The sequence below is a fragment of the Bacteroides sp. BFG-606 genome, from assembly GCF_024788145.1.
GTDB lineage: Bacteria > Bacteroidota > Bacteroidia > Bacteroidales > Bacteroidaceae > Bacteroides > Bacteroides vicugnae.
The window spans coordinates 5,169,308-5,187,618 of record NZ_JANUIL010000001.1 but is presented as its reverse complement, the minus strand read 5'-3'; the positions used below and the strand labels follow the sequence as shown (position 1 = coordinate 5,187,618).

13 protein-coding genes and 1 pseudogene are annotated in these 18,311 nt (G+C 44.8%); 1 reads left to right on the top strand and 13 read right to left on the bottom strand.

Annotation, left to right across the window (positions count from 1 at the left end; all coding sequences use genetic code 11):
* Window positions 1–51: 51 nt before the first annotated feature.
* From NXV01_RS19975 to dapF, 4 genes are all read right to left on the bottom strand, one after another.
* Window positions 52–408, bottom strand: coding sequence for a P-II family nitrogen regulator (locus NXV01_RS19975; RefSeq protein WP_143866860.1), 357 nt, complete (start codon window positions 406–408; stop codon window positions 52–54).
* 148 nt (window positions 409–556) lie between these two features.
* Window positions 557–1,282, bottom strand: a complete 726-nt coding sequence (locus NXV01_RS19970; RefSeq protein ID WP_217722536.1) for a hypothetical protein — start codon at window positions 1,280–1,282, stop codon at window positions 557–559.
* Between the two features lie 72 nt (window positions 1,283–1,354).
* Complete coding sequence (locus NXV01_RS19965) at window positions 1,355–2,587, bottom strand: LL-diaminopimelate aminotransferase (RefSeq protein WP_258981039.1); 1,233 nt, start codon at window positions 2,585–2,587, stop codon at window positions 1,355–1,357.
* A gap of 87 nt (window positions 2,588–2,674) precedes the next feature.
* Complete coding sequence (gene dapF / locus NXV01_RS19960; RefSeq protein WP_259023122.1) at window positions 2,675–3,481, bottom strand: diaminopimelate epimerase; 807 nt, start codon at window positions 3,479–3,481, stop codon at window positions 2,675–2,677.
* A gap of 414 nt (window positions 3,482–3,895) precedes the next feature.
* Here dapF and NXV01_RS19955 point away from each other — a divergent pair, with 414 nt between their 5' ends.
* Window positions 3,896–4,192: a thioredoxin family protein gene (locus NXV01_RS19955; protein WP_143866853.1), complete on the top strand. Its 297-nt coding sequence runs from the start codon at window positions 3,896–3,898 to the stop codon at window positions 4,190–4,192.
* 404 nt (window positions 4,193–4,596) lie between these two features.
* Here the strand turns inward: NXV01_RS19955 and NXV01_RS19950 are convergent, their stop codons facing one another.
* The 9 genes and pseudogenes from NXV01_RS19950 to gltB form a co-directional block, all read right to left on the bottom strand.
* Window positions 4,597–5,745 carry an IS91 family transposase gene (locus tag NXV01_RS19950; RefSeq protein WP_259023121.1) on the bottom strand — a complete coding sequence of 383 codons (1,149 nt, stop codon included), beginning with the start codon at window positions 5,743–5,745 and terminating at the stop codon, window positions 4,597–4,599.
* Window positions 5,742–6,443: a tyrosine-type recombinase/integrase gene (locus NXV01_RS19945; RefSeq protein ID WP_259022929.1), complete on the bottom strand. Its 702-nt coding sequence runs from the start codon at window positions 6,441–6,443 to the stop codon at window positions 5,742–5,744. The genes NXV01_RS19950 and NXV01_RS19945 overlap by 4 nt, the downstream gene beginning before the upstream one ends.
* Window positions 6,444–7,103: 660 nt before the next feature.
* Window positions 7,104–7,839, bottom strand: a pseudogene (locus tag NXV01_RS19940) (transposase).
* 143 nt (window positions 7,840–7,982) lie between these two features.
* Window positions 7,983–8,252 carry a transposase zinc-binding domain-containing protein gene (locus tag NXV01_RS26070; RefSeq protein WP_409012940.1) on the bottom strand — a complete coding sequence of 90 codons (270 nt, stop codon included), beginning with the start codon at window positions 8,250–8,252 and terminating at the stop codon, window positions 7,983–7,985.
* On the bottom strand, window positions 8,249–8,950 hold the full coding sequence (locus NXV01_RS19935; RefSeq protein WP_259022929.1) for a tyrosine-type recombinase/integrase: 702 nt from the start codon (window positions 8,948–8,950) through the stop codon (window positions 8,249–8,251). Before NXV01_RS19935 ends, NXV01_RS26070 begins: the two co-directional genes overlap by 4 nt.
* A 376-nt stretch (window positions 8,951–9,326) precedes the next feature.
* Window positions 9,327–10,094, bottom strand: coding sequence for a glycerophosphodiester phosphodiesterase family protein (locus NXV01_RS19930; protein ID WP_167511904.1), 768 nt, complete (start codon window positions 10,092–10,094; stop codon window positions 9,327–9,329).
* Window positions 10,095–10,265: 171 nt separating this feature from the next.
* A complete protein-coding gene (gene asnB, locus NXV01_RS19925) occupies window positions 10,266–11,933 on the bottom strand; it encodes an asparagine synthase B (RefSeq protein WP_148367531.1) in 1,668 nt (555 codons plus the stop codon).
* Between the two features lie 212 nt (window positions 11,934–12,145).
* Window positions 12,146–13,486, bottom strand: coding sequence for a glutamate synthase subunit beta (locus NXV01_RS19920; RefSeq protein WP_234133496.1), 1,341 nt, complete (start codon window positions 13,484–13,486; stop codon window positions 12,146–12,148).
* A 121-nt stretch (window positions 13,487–13,607) separates the two neighbouring features.
* Window positions 13,608–18,158: a glutamate synthase large subunit gene (gene gltB, locus NXV01_RS19915; RefSeq protein ID WP_259023120.1), complete on the bottom strand. Its 4,551-nt coding sequence runs from the start codon at window positions 18,156–18,158 to the stop codon at window positions 13,608–13,610.
* Window positions 18,159–18,311 lie beyond the last annotated feature (153 nt).

Here is an 18,311-nt window from a genome sequence, read left to right as displayed (position 1 = left end):
AACGTTTAATCCGCATGGGAATCTGGCCCCGGCATATTGCTGGTTGCTGGATTAGCGTTCTTGTTCAGCATTGTATAGGGCTATATCGCCACGTTCGGCGGTACGGATACGGATAGCGTCTTCAATAGGGATGACGAAAATACGTCCGTCTCCGATTTCTCCGGTTTGTGCCGCTTTAATAATGGCTTGTACAGTTTTCTCGGCATTCTTGTCGCGCACGACAATAGAGATTAAGATTCTTTCGATAGTGCTGGTGTCATATACTACACCGCGGTAGATACGTCCTTGCCGTGCTTTCCCAATACCTCTTACGTCATAGTAAGAAAACCATTCGATGTCCGCTTCGAGAAGAGCTTCTTTCACGTCCTCGAATTTGGTTTTACGGATAATAGCTTCAATCTTTTTCATATACCTTAAATATTAGTGTTGACCTGTAAAAGAAAGAGGTACAGGGGGCAGCCATAGCAGGTTACCATACAACAAACCGATAAAATCTAAACTCTAACTACCTGATCCCTATACGCTCTTTGATATTCTAAATTCTCTATTCTCTCTCCTAAAAATTTAATCCGAATGTGAAGTAAGCTCCTTCTGTTCGTGGATTCGCTGTAACTTTCGCAAATGCCGGGAGTGAGAAAGAATCTGTTATTTTGATTTCTTTGGAAGCTCCGATACTTACGTCTGATACGCAGAATCCACTTGTATAGCCATTGTAGAAAGTTGTCTCCCAAGGAACCATCCCTAAATCTACTGTCCAGTCGAGACCTCCCAATTTGAATGGTGCGCTAAGTGCGAGGTAAGAAGAATAAGCTCTTTTGCCATTTTCTTTCACACCGTCGGCACCTGCAAAGTTTGTATACCAGTTGACTGTCAGTGGTCCGAAGTCATATCCGACTTGTGCTTCAAATACATGAGCTGTTGAATGAGCTCCGTATTGAAAATACTTGTTAGTTGCTGTTTGGGTATTAAACCAATAATCCGTCACTGAAACGCTAAAACCACCCGTCGAATAACCGAGAGTTAAATCGAACTCTTTCGTATCTGTCGATTCGAACCCTACCGATCCCCATGCTCCGAGTGAGAAACCCTTGTAAGTGATTCCCAATGAAGGCTGAATACTAACTCCGCCTAAATCCTGGCCACGCCAGATGTAACCACTTACCAGATCGGCTCCAACGGAAGCTTCCACTTTATCTTGCGCCAACATTGCGGATGGAGCAAACCCTGTCAGTAATAATGCTACTATTATTACTCCCCATTTTTTGTTAATCGTCGTTTTCATCGTCTTTTTACCTTTAAGTTAGAAAAATGTGGATGTACGGTCCATGTATATAGTAGCGCGCGAAATACTATCTTATAACCAGTTTTTTATTCTTCTCATTGCTTCGATACAATCGTTACGTTCGCCAAAGGCAGTCAGGCGGATATATCCTTCACCGCTTGGTCCGAAGCCTACACCGGGAGTACCGACCACATTGGCTTCATACAACATCTGTTCGAAGAATCGCCATGATGAAAGCCCGTTCGGAGTTTTCACCCATAAGTAGGGAGCGTTGACTCCTCCATACACTTTCAGTCCTGTGGCTTCCAATCCCTCTTTCATAATTTGGGCGTTGGTCATATAATAGCCGATTGTTTCTTTAATCTGTGCTTTGCCTTCTGCACTGTAAACGGCTTCTGCTGCCCGTTGGGTAATGTAAGAAGTACCGTTGAACTTGGTGCACTGGCGGCGGTTCCACAATCTGTTGAGTGGGATGCGGTCTCCTTCCAATGTGGCGGCAGTAAGTTCTTTCGGAACTACGGTATATCCGCAGCGTACTCCGGTAAATCCTGCCGTTTTTGAGAAACTACGGAATTCGATCGCACACTTTTTAGCTCCCTTAATCTCATAGATAGAGTGGGGGACATTCTCATCCTGGATATATGCTTCATAGGCGGCATCGAACAGAATCAATGTATCGTTTGCCAATGCATAGTCCACCCATTTCTTCAGTTCCGGTTTGGTTAAGGTCGTTCCTGTCGGGTTGTTCGGATAGCAGAGATAAACAATGTCTATCCGTTTGTCCGGAATTTTCGGAATAAAGTTGTTCTCACTTGTGCAAGGCATATAAGTAACATTACTCCATTTGCCCGTCTCTTCTTCCAGCACTCCGGCACGTCCGCACATGACATTGCTGTCTATATATACCGGATAGATGGGGTCTGTAACACCTACGCTATTGTCATGGCGAAGAATATCTCCTATATTTCCGGTATCGCTTTTGGCACCGTCACTGACAAATATCTCGGATGCCGAGAAGTGAATCCCACGTGGAATAAAGTCATTTTTTATAATTGCTTCAATCAGAAAATCATATCCCTGTTCAGGACCATATCCGCGGAATGTATCTTTGCTGGCCAGCTCTTCTACCGCTTTGTGCATGGCTTCGATACACGCTTTCGGAAGCGGTTGGGTGACATCACCGATACCCAACCGGATAATATCCTGTTTAGGATGTGTTATCTTGAAGGTATTTACCTTTTTCGCTATGTCCGAGAATAAATAGCTTCCCGGTAACTTCAAAAAATGTTCGTTTACTAATGCCATCTTGTTATTGTTTTAAGTTCTGCAAAATCTAATACCTGATACCTAATACTTAATACTTAATATCTGATACTTACTAATACTTATTTATTACTTATCCTCAATCTCCCCATCGAAAACTTTGGTTGCCGATCCGGTCATTAATATATGCCCGGAGATTTCATCCCATTCAATGGTAACTGTCCCTCCATCCATGATTACATCGCTTTTTCTTCCTGTAAGTCCGTTGATGAAGGCGGCTACTGCTGTGGCACAAGCACCTGTCCCGCAAGCTTGAGTGATTCCCGATCCTCTTTCCCATACCCTCATCCGTATGGTGTCTTTGCCGACAATCTGTGCAAACTCCACATTAGTTCTATTGGGAAAAAGAGGATGATTCTCCAGTGCAGGACCGATTTCCGGTAAATCAATCCGGGTGATGTCCTCAACAAATGTGACGAGATGCGGATTACCCATTGATACTTTGGTTGACCGGAAAGGATACTTCCCTTCCCACTGAATCCCGTCTGTTTCCAACGGACTACCCATATCTACGGTGACTGTACTGACTGTTTTTTCCTCTATATGCAGTTTCAGAATTTTTATTCCAGATCGTGTATCCAGCGTAATTTCTGTTTTGTCAGTCAAGCCGTATTCATATACATATTTGCCTACACAACGGCTTCCGTTGCCACACATCATAGCTTCCGAACCGTCCGCATTGAAAATACGCATGCTGAAATCCGCTTTATCAGAGATGCCAATCAATATAAGTCCATCACTTCCGATTCCTGTATGAAACTTGCTCCATTCGATTGCCTTCTTTGCAGGGTCGGTTATCGGATATTGGGTTGTGTCTACATATATGTAGTCATTTCCCGCTCCATGCATTTTTGTGAACTTAATTTTTGATATCATTTTGATTGTTATTTATTGGTTGTTGTATCCTTTTGTTTTATTACGATGCAAAGGTATGACTTTTTGCTTTATATTTTACTAAAAAGTATATCTAATATCTATTTATTTTCCTCAAACTTATAATCGCTTTATATACGGCTGTGTTTAGTTATAATTTGAAATTATACCTATTTATATATTAATAAACTGTTATTTGGGTGAATTGTTTTGCATATTCTTCCATAATATATGAAGAATATTTAGCCTTGATAATCGGTGAAATCCACTATAAAAACAAGAAATATATCCTTTTCCTTTTGACGATATGAAAGTGAAAACCCCTATTTATCTATCATATTGCTCGCCGGATATGCTGAAGAACCTTTTCCTGTATTCATTGTTTTAGCACTATCATTAATATAAAAACGTAGAGATATGAATATAGAGAAACAATTAGAAACAGCAGCTAAGACCAACCATTTGGTGTTGGTAGTATTTTATGCCGACTGGTCACCTCATTATGAGTGGATAGGTCCTGTGCTTCGGACTTACGAAAAGAGAACTGTAGAATTGATAAGAGTGAATGCTGAAGAAAATAGAACAATAGCCGATGCGCATAATGTAGAAACAGTGCCCGCCTTTCTTTTATTGCATAAGGGACATGAATTATGGAGACAGGTAGGAGAGCTTACGGTAGGAGAGTTGAAAGAGGTATTAGATGATTTCCAGTAAATCGTTTGTAATCTTTTATTGGCATATATGAAAATGACCTTTTTCTTTTTCAAATGAAAAAAAAGAGTGTTCTTAATATGCTGGTATTTAGTTTGTTATGAAAGCTCATTTTTCCTTTAAAAGAAACGAAATAGGGCTTCGTGTGCCCCTTAGGGCATATGGAGCCTTTGTTGTACGTTTTCTATCTTTATTATGGGGGTTACTTCTGTATCTGTATTTTTTCATCAGTTTCCTTATGTCCCGTGCTTGCTTGTATACTTGCTTTTTCTCCCTTTCTTCATTCCAATCTCGCTCTTTTTCCTCCTTTTTCTTTCTATCCGGTGTTTTTACCGTGTTTTCCGTTATGTATATCCACAGAGCCTCTCTCCCAGGACTTCATTCTTCCTGTGAACATATTTTCTTCTTCAAAAAGTACCGTTCAGCGGTTTGGAACTTCCTCTTCCGGGTGGCGACCTGGCTGGTCTGAAAACTTCAATTGTAATCATCTGCGCCCCTCCGCAATGCTTGCATAAGTTATACTCCCTCCATTTGTCTTGGCAGAGTTCTTTCCACTTGGCTCTTTTCCTTTTAAGTGGTGCCGGTGGTACTTTCATCCTTATCTGTATGCTTGTCAACTTCCTTCTGTTGCATGCTGCCAGGAATCCGTAATGCCTGATACGTACAAATCCTGCCGGCAATATATGCCTACTGAACCTGTGTACGAACTCTTCTCCCGTGAGTGTCATCATCTTATGTTTTCCCCCATCCCTGTAATCCTTGTAGTCAAACATGACGGATGTATCTGTCATTCCCTTAATCCTGGCATTGCTGATGGCTGCCCTGTGCGAGTAACGCCCTAAGTATTCTATGACTCTTTCCACGCCCTTGAACGGTGCTTTGCTATATACCACCCATTCTTTTTCAAACAGCTTCTTTCTTGTTGCCTGGGGTACTTTCACATGTTTGCTCCACTCTTGCATGAACTTGGCTCTGAACACCCTGCCCATGGCCCTGACCGGGAATAGAAAAGGACTGTCCTGATTTGCCCCTGAGATCTTCCTCCATTCCCCCTTGTCATCTATCCCTCCTTCGGGCACTACACAGTGCAGGTGGGGGTGGTAGTGCAGGTTACTTCCCCATGTATGCAGGATGGCTACCATTCCCGCCTGGGCGCCTTTATTGGCAGCGAAGGCTGCGAGTGTCTTCCAGGCAGCGGCAAACAGGCATGAATAGGTGTGTCTCATATTACCCAGTGCCAGTGAATGCAAGTCGGCCGGCAAGGTAAATACCACATGGAAGTATTTCACGGGCAACATATCCTCTTTGCGTGCCTGTATCCATACCTCACGTTCGGCTCCCTGGCATTTGGGACAATGCCGGTCCCGGCAGCTGTTGTAACTAACACGTACGACTCCACACTGGGGACAGGCATCCACATGCCCTCCCAGGGCGGAGGTACGGCACTGTTCCAGGCGTGAGAGGACCTGAAGAACCCTGCCGCAGGGATGATGTTGGCTGATAAAGGAGGATTTGAAGCGGGAGATAATCTGACCGACCTCAAACTCCGTCCTCATGGTCGCTTATTGTTACTTCCCACCCCCTCAAGACGGTCCAGGGGACTGAAGGCGTAACCTCCGGCAGGAAGATTGACAAGGTGAAGATAAACCAGTGTTGTCTTTATATCGGCATGTCCCAGAAGGTCACGGATGCGAAGTATATTTTCGCCCATCTCCAGCAGGTGCGTGGCGTAACTGTGACGAAGGGTATGAAGCGTGCAGGGTTTAAGGATGCAGGACGAATGAACCGCTTGTTTAAAAAGATAGCGGATCTCGGAATCTTCGATTTGTCCGCCGAAACAATTGTTGAAAAGATATACCGCGGGTCTGTACTGGATGAAATACTCCCTGAGAAGAAGCAACAGGTTGCCGGAAAGGGGGACGTACCTGTCTTTTCTACCTTTGCCTTGGCGGATGAAAACCTGCATGCGCTTACTGTCAATATCACAAATTCGCATATTGACCAGCTCACGTAAACGCAGGCCGCAGGAATAAATCAGAGCCAGCAGGGCTTGACTGCGGATACTCCCGCAGTGACGCAAAAGGCTGCTCACTTCCGACTGTGAAAGAACAACCGGAAGTTTCTTCGTGCTACGGATACGGGGAAGAGAAAAATTAAGTTCACTAAGATGCATTGTCTTGCGATAACAGCGAAGACTGTAAACGGTGTGCTTGAAATAGCTCAAACCCGGTGAAGGAGTGCGAGAGAGCAACATGCTGAAATAATCGCGGCAATCATCTTCGCTTAAGTGTTCAGGAAGTTTTTTGAAGTGAAAGCTGATAGCAGCCAACTTATGGCCATAACTTTTTATACTACCAGGAGAATACTGCTCAATAAGAAGTTGTTTGGAAAATTTTTCGTAACTTTGACCAAACCCCGAGATGGAGTCACTGGCACGCTGAATAAAATTTGCCATAGTGGAGAATGTTTATTGGTTGAACATTGGAAATATCACCACTAAAATCAGCAAAAAAAGGAATCCCGCATACAGATAGCAAACTTTAGCTATTACGTATGCGGGATTTAGTACAACGGGTGGTTCCTTTAAAAGGAACCACCCGTTCGACACCGAGAAACATCCTGTTTCTTTTAAAGGAACGAAATAGGGCTTCGTGTGCCCCTTAGGGCATATGGAGCCTTTGTTGTACGTTTTCTATTTTTTATGGGGGTTACTTCTGTATCTGTATTTTTTTTCAGCAGTTTCCTAATGTCCTGTGCTTGCTTTTATACTTGTTTTTTCAGCCTTTCTTGATTCCAATCTCCCTTTTTTCCTCCTTTTTCTTTCTATCCGGTGTTTTTACCGTGTTTTCCGTTATGTATATCCACAGAGCCTCTCTCCCAGGACTTCATTCTTCCTGTGAACATATTTTCTTCTTCAAAAAGTACCGTCCAGCGGTTTGGAACTTCCTCTTCCGGGTGGCGACCTGGCTGGTCTGAAAACTTCAATTGTAATCATCTGCGCCCCTCCGCAATGCTTGCATAAGTTATACTCCATCCATTTGTCTTGGCAGAGTTCTTTCCACTTGGCTCTTTTCCTTTTAAGTGGTGCCGGTGGTACTTTCATCCTTATCTGTATGCTTGTCAACTTCCTTCTGTTGCATGCTGCCAGGAATCCGTAATGCCTGATACGTACAAATCCTGCCGGCAATATATGCCTACTGAACCTGTGTACGAACTCTTCTCCCGTGAGTGTCATCATCTTATGTTTTCCCCCATCCCTGTAATCCTTATAGTCAAACATGACGGCTGTATCTGTAATTCCCTTAATCCTGGCATTACTGATGGCTGCCCTGTGTGAGTAACGCCCTAAGTATTCTATGACCCTTTCCACGCCTTTGAACGGTGCTTTGCTATATACCACCCATTCTTTTTCAAACAGCTTCTTTCTTGTTGCCTGGGGTACTTTCACATGTTTGCTCCACTCTTGCATGAACTTGGCTCTGAACACCCTGCCCATAGCCCTAACCGGGAATAGAAAAGGACTGTCTTGATTTGCCCCAGAGAGCTTCCTCCATTCCCCCCCTTTCATCTATCCCTCCTTCGGGCACTACACAATGTAGATGTGGGTGATAGTGCAGGTTACTTCCCCAAGTATGCAGGATGGCCACCATTCCCGCCTGTGCGCCTTTATTGGCCGCGAAGGCTGATAAAGTCTTCCAGGCGGCGGTGAACAGGCAGGAATAGGTGGGCCTCATATTCCCCAGTGCCAGTGAATGCAAGTCGGCCGGTAAGGTAAATACCACATGGAAATATTTCACGGGCAACATATCCTCTTTGCGTGCCTGTATCCATACCTCACGCTCTCCCCCTGGCATTTGGGACAATGCCGGTCACGGCAGCTGTTGTAACTAACACGTACGACTCCACACTGGGGACAGGCATCCACATGCCCTCCCAAAGCGGAGGTACGGCATTGTTCCAGACGTGAGAGGACCTGGAGAACCCTGCCGCAGGGATGATGTTGGCTGATAAAGGATGATTTGAAGCGGGAAATAATCTGACCGACCTCAAACTCCGTCCTCATGGTCGCTTATTGTTACTTCCCACCCCCTCAAGACGGTCCAGGGGACTGAAGGCGTAACCTCCGGCAGGAAGATTGACAAGGTGAAGATAAACCAGTGTTGTCTTTATATCGGCATGTCCCAGAAGGTCACGGATGCGAAGTATATTTTCGCCCATCTCCAGCAGGTGCGTGGCGTAACTGTGACGAAGGGTATGAAGCGTGCAGGGTTTAAGGATGCAGGACGAATGAACCGCTTGTTTAAAAAGATAGCGGATCTCGGAATCTTCGATTTGTCCGCCGAAACAATTGTTGAAAAGATATACCGCGGGTCTGTACTGGATGAAATACTCCCTGAGAAGAAGCAACAGGTTGCCGGAAAGGGGGACGTACCTGTCTTTTCTACCTTTGCCTTGGCGGATGAAAACCTGCATGCGCTTACTGTCAATATCACAAATTCGCATATTGACCAGCTCACGTAAACGCAGGCCGCAGGAATAAATCAGAGCCAGCAGGGCTTGACTGCGGATACTCCCGCAGTGACGCAAAAGGCTGCTCACTTCCGACTGTGAAAGAACAACCGGAAGTTTCTTCGTGCTACGGATACGGGGAAGAGAAAAATTAAGTTCACTAAGATGCATTGTCTTGCGATAACAGCGAAGACTGTAAACGGTGTGCTTGAAATAGCTCAAACCCGGTGAAGGAGTGCGAGAGAGCAACATGCTGAAATAATCGCGGCAATCATCTTCGCTTAAGTGTTCAGGAAGTTTTTTGAAGTGAAAGCTGATAGCAGCCAACTTATGGCCATAACTTTTTATACTACCAGGAGAATACTGCTCAATAAGAAGTTGTTTGGAAAATTTTTCGTAACTTTGACCAAACCCCGAGATGGAGTCACTGGCACGCTGAATAAAATTTGCCATAGTGGAGAATGTTTATTGGTTGAACATTGGAAATATCACCACTAAAATCAGCAAAAAAAAAAAGGAATCCCGCATACAGATAGCAAACTTTAGCTATTACGTATGCGGGATTTAGTACAACGAGCTGTTTCTTTAAAGACGGATATTAAATAGTTTACTTTGTAATGATTTTATCTTATTGATGTTTTTTCAGTTCTTCTTGTAAGATGACTGGTTCGTTGGTGGTAATGAAATCTACTTTCTGTTCGATCAGCGATTTCATATCTTCCACTTCGTCCACAGTCCACACATTTACTTTCAAGCCGAGCTCATGAGCTTCTTTGATCCATTCGGGGTGTTTCTTAATCACTCCCATGTGATAATCAAGACCGGCAGCACCAAGTTCCTTTAATTCTTTGGGAGACAGTTCCCCGTTAAGGTAAAATACCGGAGTACCGGCAGGAGCCAGGCGGATAAACTCTTTCATGGCATGTAGGGAGAACGTGATATATTCCATGCGGTTTTCCAGTCCCATTTTCTTCACCATGGCAAGGATTCCCTGTACGGCTTTGGTTTCACGTTTCTTATTGCTATGTGCTTTCAGTTCGAGAATCAGTCGGGTATTACAGTTTTTCCCGGCTTCCAGATATTGTTCCAGGCTAGGCAAGTTTTCTCCGTTGGATAATTTAAGTCCGGTCAGTGCGTCACCTTTGGAATACTCCATCGGTCTCATCTTGTATACAGGATCATGGTTGACCACCAACTTGTTATCCTTAGCGATCCATACGTCAAATTCTGAACCGTAACAACTGATGGAGTCTGCTTTTAGAAGTGATGAAATACTGTTTTGTGATGATCCCGGAGTTTTCCAGAATCCGCGGTGGGCTATCACTTTTGTCTGTGCCTGCATACAGCAAGCAGCCATTAGAAGGGCAGAAGCCATCATCATTTTTTTTAAATTCATTTGTTTGGTCTTTTAAAAGTTTGATAGATTTAATTGGGTTTGGCCTCAAAATTATAAAAAAGAAAACGCAAATCAGACAATAATATGCTAATCTGCGTTAATCCTTGGGATTTTAAAATAGAAATGCTACAAAAGAATAACAGAATCTGCTCTTTCCGTTATTTTTATCAGTTAAGTATAGGCCTCTTCGTGTATTCCTCTCACCGCACGTCCGCTAGGCTCATTCAGGTTCCTGAAAGCAATATCCCACGCCAGCGCTTCTGCTGTGGAACAGGCCACACTGGGAACACTCGGTACGCTGCGTGCTGCACTTTCACTGGGGAAATGCTCTTCAAAGATACTACGATAATAGTATTCTTCCTTGTTTTGCGGAGTATGGATGGGGAAGCGTTCGGCAGCATGTTCCATTTGCTCATCGCTAACGGCAGCCGCTGTGATTTCTCTCAAAGTATCGATCCATGAATATCCCACACCGTCACTGAATTGTTCTTTTTGTCTCCACGCCACACTTTCCGGTAACATATCGGCAAAGGCTTCGCGAACAATCCGTTTCTCAATATCCTTTCCGGGGCACATTTTAGCTTTCGGATTCAGGTTCATGGCTACGTCGAGAAATTCTTTGTCAAGGAAAGGGACGCGTCCTTCTACGCCCCATGCTGACAGACTTTTGTTGGCACGGAGACAATCGTACATGTGTAACTTTGAAAGTTTACGTACCGTTTCTTCGTGGAATGCCTGTGGAGTGGGGGCCTTGTGGAAGTATAGATACCCTCCGAAAACTTCATCGGCACCTTCACCGCTCAACACCATTTTAATCCCCATCGATTTGATGACACGTGCCAGTAGGTACATGGGAGTGGAAGCGCGTACCGTGGTTACATCGTATGTCTCGATGAAATAAATGACATCACGCAGGGCATCCAGACCTTCCTGAACAGTATAGTTTATTTCATGGTGTACAGTACCGATATATTCAGCCACTTCACGTGCTTTAATCAAATCGGGAGCACCTTTGAGTCCGATGGCGAAGGAGTGGAGTTGAGGCCACCACGCATCACTCGCTCCGTCTGTCTCTATACGCTTTGCCGCATATTTTTTGGCAATAGCGGAGATGACGGAACTGTCCAGCCCACCCGAAAGAAGCACTCCATAAGGTACGTCACTCATTAACTGGCGATGTACGGCATCTTCTAATGCTGTTTTCACATCACCGGTTTGTGCGTCATTGTCTTTGACGGCTTCATAAGCTGTCCAGTCGCGTGAATACCAACGTTTCATTTTTCCTTCTTTGCTATGGAAATAATGTCCGGGAAGGAATACTTCATATTCGTCGCAAAATCCTTCAAGTGCTTTCAGTTCGCTGCCGAAGTAGATTCTTCCTTCTTTATCTTTTCCTATATATAAAGGAATAACCCCTATCGGATCACGGGCAATCAGAAATTCATCCTTTTCTTCATCATAAAGAACAAAAGCAAAGATACCGCTAATATCTTCCAGGAAGTGGATGCCTTTCTCTTTGTAAAGAGCAAGAATGACCTCACAGTCACTTCCTGTCTGAAAGTTATATTTTCCGGCGTATTGAGCGCGAATGTCCCGGTGGTTGTATATCTCACCGTTTACGGCGAGCACCTGTTTACGATCAGGAGAGTATAACGGTTGTCCGCCGCTCTGCGGGTCGACGATTGACAGGCGTTCGTGTGCCAGGATGGCACTTCCACCTACATAGATTCCACTCCAGTCCGGTCCGCGATGACGGATTTTCTGGGCCATCTTCAGTGCTTTATCTCTTAGTTCTTTCGTTTGAACCTTTATGTTGAGTATACCTGCTATTCCACACATAACTTTAAGTTTTTGGGGGTGATTGAATATGTTGATTGTTTATTCGCAGTTTCTAAGAAGCCCGATTGCTATTATTTATTCGTTCTACCTAGGTTGACTTTTCGTTCCACCATGGTTGTCTTTAAATTCTACCTAGGTTATCCTTAAGTTCCACCTAGGTGGAACGAACCGATAATAGCAGTCAGACTTCTTAGTATTCCTTACTTCGGAGATTATTTCGTCAAATAAGTGTCTATTTCTGCAGCCGCTTTTCTTCCTCCTGCCATGGCACGTACGACGAGGCTGGCTCCTGTATCCGCATCTCCGGCAAGGAATACATTTTCGGCAAACTTCGGCTGTTCCGGTTTCAGGAATCCCATCGCCAGCAATACCATGTCCGCTTCGATGACTTCCTTTTTTCCTGTCGGTTTCATCGTGGGACGTCCGCCATCTGTTGCCGGAATCCATTCCACTTCTTCCACTTCTACGCCTGTCACTTTTCCATTCTTTCCGAGAAACTGATTGGAGGCCAGACACCAACGGCGTGTACAACCTTCTTCATGGCTGGAAGTCGTCTTGAAGACTACCGGCCATTGAGGCCATGGAGTAGCCGGATTGTATCCGACAGGAGGTTTCGGCATGATCTCTATTTGGGTGACACTGACGGCTCCTTGTCGCACGCTGGTTCCGATACAGTCGGAACCTGTATCACCGCCACCTATCACGAGAACCTTTTTGCCTTTGGCATTTACCAACTTGTCTTTCGGGAAAGTCTGTCCTGCCAAAATCCTGTTCTGCTGTGCCAGCATTTCGAGTGCGAAATGAATCCCTTTCAGTTCACGTCCCGGAATACTCAAGTCACGTGCTGCCGGTGTTCCGGTACAGATGCAGTAGGCATCGAATCCTTCCGGTAAATGATTGACATCTATTTCCACTCCCATCTCAAACCGGATTCCTTCTGCGGCCAATATCTTCATCCGCCGGTCGATTACATTCTTGTCCAGTTTGAAATTAGGAATACCAAATCGTAGTAATCCTCCGGGAGCTTCATCCTTATCGAATAGAGTAACGCTATATCCTTTTAGATTTAACTGATTGGCGACTACCAGTCCGGCAGGACCTGCACCAATCACCGCTACTTTCTTTCCGTTTCTTTCCGGAGTCTTTACCTGTATATATCCTTCACGAAAAGCCGCTTCCACGATTGCCGCCTCATTCTCACGAATGGTTACCGGCTGATCGCACGAAAGTTTCAACACGCATGATTTCTCGCAAAGGGCAGGACAGATACGTCCTGTAAATTCCGGAAAATCGCAAGTAGATGACAATACTTCGTAAGCCTCCTTCCATTTTCCTTTGTATAATGCATCCTGCCATTCCGGTTGTTTATTTCCTATCGGGCATGCCCAATGACAGAAAGGTACGCCGCAATCCATACAGCGTGACGCCTGCAATTTACGGCTATTTGTATTCAATGTCTGTTCCACCTGACTATAGTCAGTGATTCGCTCGCTCACAGGGCGATATCCCGCCTCCTGCCGAGCTATATTTAAAAATGCTCTAGGATCCCCCATCTTGTTATTTACTATTTGACGATTTACGATTTACTATTTCTAGACTATCTTGTCATTTGCTATTTGACTATTTACAGACTATACATTCAAATAGTAAATTGTAAATAGTCAAATTGTAAATCTAATAGTCTCTTTGCATATCTGCAATTTTTTGTTGTAACTTTCTCATTTGTTCTTCCTGCAGTACTTTTTTGTATTCGATGGGCACTACTTGGATGAATTGGTCTACGTAATGATTCCAGTTGTCGAGTAGGATGCGTGCCAGTTTCGAGCCTGTGTAGAGGTAATGCTGGCGGATTAGTTCGTGCAACTCTTTCCGGTAGCTGGCTTCTTCGATGAGTGACAGTTCCACCATTTCCATGTTGCAGAAATAATCGAAGTTACCGTCCTTGTTCCATACATAAGCCACACCGCCACTCATACCGGCTGCAAAGTTACGTCCGGTTTGTCCGAGGACTACCACACGACCTCCGGTCATGTATTCGCAACAGTGGTCACCCACGCCTTCCACTACGGCGACTGCGCCGGAGTTACGAACAGCAAAACGTTCTCCTACACGGCCGTTGATATATACTTCACCGCTTGTTGCGCCATAAAGCAAGGTATTACCGGCGATTGTATTTTTTTCGGCTTCGAAGTGGCTGCGGATAGGAGGCAATACGGAGATACGTCCGCCACTCAATCCTTTGCCCAGGTAATCATTCGCTTCACCTTCCAGTTTAAAGTTAACTCCCGGTACGAGAAAAGCTCCGAAAGACTGACCTGCCGAACCTTTGAATTTTACATTCAGCGTATGTTCCGGCAATCCTTTGGCACCGTATTTCTTGGCGATCACTCCGGAAAGCATAGCACCTATTGCACGGTCTGTATTGGCAATCGTATATTCTAAAGAAATCTCTTTCTCATGTTCGATAGCTTCCTGTGCGGCATCGATGATGGTTACATCCTTTACAGTAGAAATTCCATGATCCTGGTCGATGACATGACGGATAGCCGCACTGTTGTCAACACGTGCCAACAATTTGCTGAAGTCGATTAAAGTATGCTTCGGATTCGGGTCATTGGCATCGGACTTGCGTTCGATTAAGTCTGTACGTCCGATGATGTCATCCATCCGGGTGAATCCCATTTCAGCCAAATGCTCACGGACTTCCTGTGCCAGGAATGTGAAAAAGTTTACTAAATATTCACTGCGTCCATGAAAGCGTTTACGTAACTCTTCATTCTGCGTGGCAACTCCTACCGGACAAGTGTTCTGATGACATTTACGCATCATTACACAACCCAATACGATTAATGCGGAGGTGGCGAAACCATATTCTTCGGCACCCATTAATGCCATTAAGATGATATCCCGTCCGGTTTTCAGCTGTCCGTCGGCTTGCAGAACTACTTGGCCACGAAGTCCGTTCAGAACCAGTGTTTGCTGTGTTTCGCTCAATCCTAATTCCGGTGAGATACCCGCATAGCGGATAGAAGAAGCGGGAGAAGCACCCGTACCCCCTTCAGCGCCGGAGATGACAATCAAATCCGCCTTTGCTTTTGCCACACCGGCGGCAATTGTACCGACACCGCTTTCTGCTACCAGTTTCACGCTGATTTTGGCCTGTGGATTTACATTTTTCAAATCGAAGATCAGTTGAGCCAAATCCTCAATCGAATAAATATCATGATGGGGCGGGGGAGAAATTAGCGAAATTCCCGGAATGGAATGACGTGTTTTCGCAATCACATCATTTACTTTAAATCCCGGAAGTTGTCCCCCTTCACCCGGTTTGGCTCCCTGTGCTATCTTAATTTGAATTTCGTCCGCATTCACCAGATACTCTGCCGTTACACCGAAACGACCGGAAGCTACCTGTTTGATCGCACTTCGTAAAGAACTGCCATCCGGCAACGGTTGGAAACGCGCGGCATCTTCACCACCTTCACCAGTATTGCTGCGTCCATGGATTTTATTCATGGCAACAGCCATTGCCTCGTGGGCTTCCTTGCTGATGGAACCAAAAGACATAGCTCCTGTGACGAAACGATGCAGAATATTTTCCACCGGTTCCACCTGATCGATAGAAATAGGATTACGACGGAATCCCAGGAAGTCACGAAGGAAAATAGGCTTCTCTTTTTCGTCTACCAGATGGGTGTACTCTTTAAATTTCTTATAACTCCCCAGTCGTGTAGCCAATTGCAGCGTGCTGATTGTTTCCGGATTCCATGCGTGCTTTTCTCCATCTTTACGGAAAGCATACAAACCGTTGTTTTTTAATAACTCTTCATTTTTAATACCTTCAAATCCATCTTTATGGAAAGCAATGGCATCTCTGGCTATTTCTTCCAGACGGATACCTCCGATCGGTGAACCGAGTCCTCCGAAATAAGCCTTGCTCAACTCTTCACTCAAACCGACAGCTTCGAAAATCTTAGCGCCACGATAGGAGCGGATCGTAGAGATACCCATCTTACTCATGATTTTAAACAAGCCTTTACAGATGGATTTGATATAGTTCTTTTCGGCAGTGGTATAATCCAACTGAATATCCTTGTCTTTTACCAGTCGGTCGAGGACGGCAAATGCCATGTATGGATTCAGGGCACTTGCTCCGAAACCCAACAATAACGCGGCGTGCATCACTTCACGTATTTCACCGCTTTCTACAATCAATGCCGTTTGTACCCGTTTACCAACTGAAATCAGGTGGTGATGAACAGCGCTTACTGCCAGCAATGATGGAATGGCAGCATGGGTAATATCCACCTCACGGTCGGTCAGTACAATGTAGTTTACACCTTCCGTCACGGATTCTTCCGCCATTTTACAAAGATGGGCCAGTGCTTCCTGCAATCCGGCTTTCCCTTTTGCAACCTCAAACAACATAGGGAGTTTGACCGTTTTGAAGCCTTTGTACCGGATATTACAAAGAATATCCAGTTGTGTATTGCTCAAAATCGGGTGGTTCAGGCGTACCATTTTACAATGACTTTCACTGGGTGTCAGAATATTCATGCCGACTGCTCCGATATATTCCGTCAATGACATCACCAGTTCTTCGCGAAGCGGGTCAATAGGCGGATTGGTTACTTGTGCAAATTGCTGACGGAAATAGTTGTAAAGCAACTGCGGCTTATCTGAAAGTACGGCTAGCGGAGTGTCATTGCCCATTGAGTTGATCGGTTCTGCTCCGGTACTTGCCATCGGCATAATCAGTTTTTCGATGTCCTCCTTGGAGTAGCCGAAAGTACGAAGCATACGGTTGTAGTTTTCCACCTGATGGGGAACTTTGCGTCCGCTTTTCAGTTCGTCTAGTTCGATCCGGTTGGTAGATAGCCAGCTGCGGTAAGGTTTGGCTTCAGCCAGCTGCTTTTTCAGTTCACCGTCATAGTAAATTTCACCTTTCTCCGTATCCACCAGCAGAATTTTGCCGGGCTGTAAGCGACCTTTTTCTTTAATGTCTCCCGGTTCGAAATCCATAACACCGACTTCCGAAGCTACCACCATCATATCGTTTTTAGTAATCAAATAACGGGCAGGGCGCAGGCCATTGCGGTCGAGCATACCTCCGGCAAATCGTCCGTCGCTGAAAAGTAGTGCGGCCGGTCCGTCCCATGGTTCCATCAGGATGGAGTGGTATTCGTAGAATGCTTTCAGATCTTCACTGATCGGATTCTTTTCGTTGAAAGATTCTGGTACGAGCATAGCCATGGCATGTGGCAGGCTCAATCCTGACATCACCAGGAACTCTAGCACATTATCCAGAGAAGCACTGTCGCTCATGCCCGGTTGTATAATCGGGCGGATTTCTTTTATATCGCCTAAAGTGGGAGTGGAGAGTACACTTTCACGGGCTTCCATCCATCCTCGGTTGCCACGGATAGTATTGATTTCACCGTTGTGTGCCAGCAGACGGAACGGCTGTGCCAATCCCCATGTGGGGAATGTATTGGTACTGAAACGAGAGTGCACCAATGCCAGTCCGCTGGTAAAATAGCTATTTGTCAGGTCCGGATAGTAGTTGCGCAGTTGTAATGATGAAAGCATACCTTTATATATAATGCTTTTGGTAGAGAGCGACACAACATAAAAATCGTCTTTTGCCGGAATAGATGACAATCTGACTTTATTTTCGATTCTTTTCCGGATCAGGTATAACTTCCGGTCGGCAGTTTCCGTTTCCGTAAATCCGGTGATGAATATTTGTTTGATATCCGGTTCGTTTGCCAGAGCTGATTCTCCCAGGATTTCGGGGCAGGTGGGCACATTGCGCAGATGCATCAATGTGAGTCCTTCTTTTTCAATTTCTTCAATAATAATACTTAGAATAGCTGCCTGGTCTTTTTCGTTTTTCGGCAAAAATAACAATCCTGTGCCGTACCGTCCTTTTTCGGGGACAGGAATACCTTGTAATAAAATAAATTCATGCGGAATTTGAAGCATGATACCTGCCCCGTCACCGGTCTTGTTATCCGCACCCTCGGCACCGCGATGACGCATGTTCTCTAATACCTTTAAAGCCGACTCAACAATGTCGTGTGACTTTTCTCCATGAATGTTAACCAGCATACCAACACCGCAGGCATCGTGTTCGTATGCCGCATCGTACAAGCCCATCTGTTTGGGCTGTCGTTGGTAAGGGAATCCTTCTGTTACGTTGTTAAAAAGTTCTTGTTTCTTCATTCTTAATAGCTTTATTGTATGATAATACCTGTTTGATGTATCAAATTGTTTGGCAAAGTTAGTGTTTTAATTCCAAAATGATAGCAAAATTTAGCTTTTGTGTGACGCGAAATAAGAATAGGAATCTTTATTCTTTTAAATTGTTATTAAAAA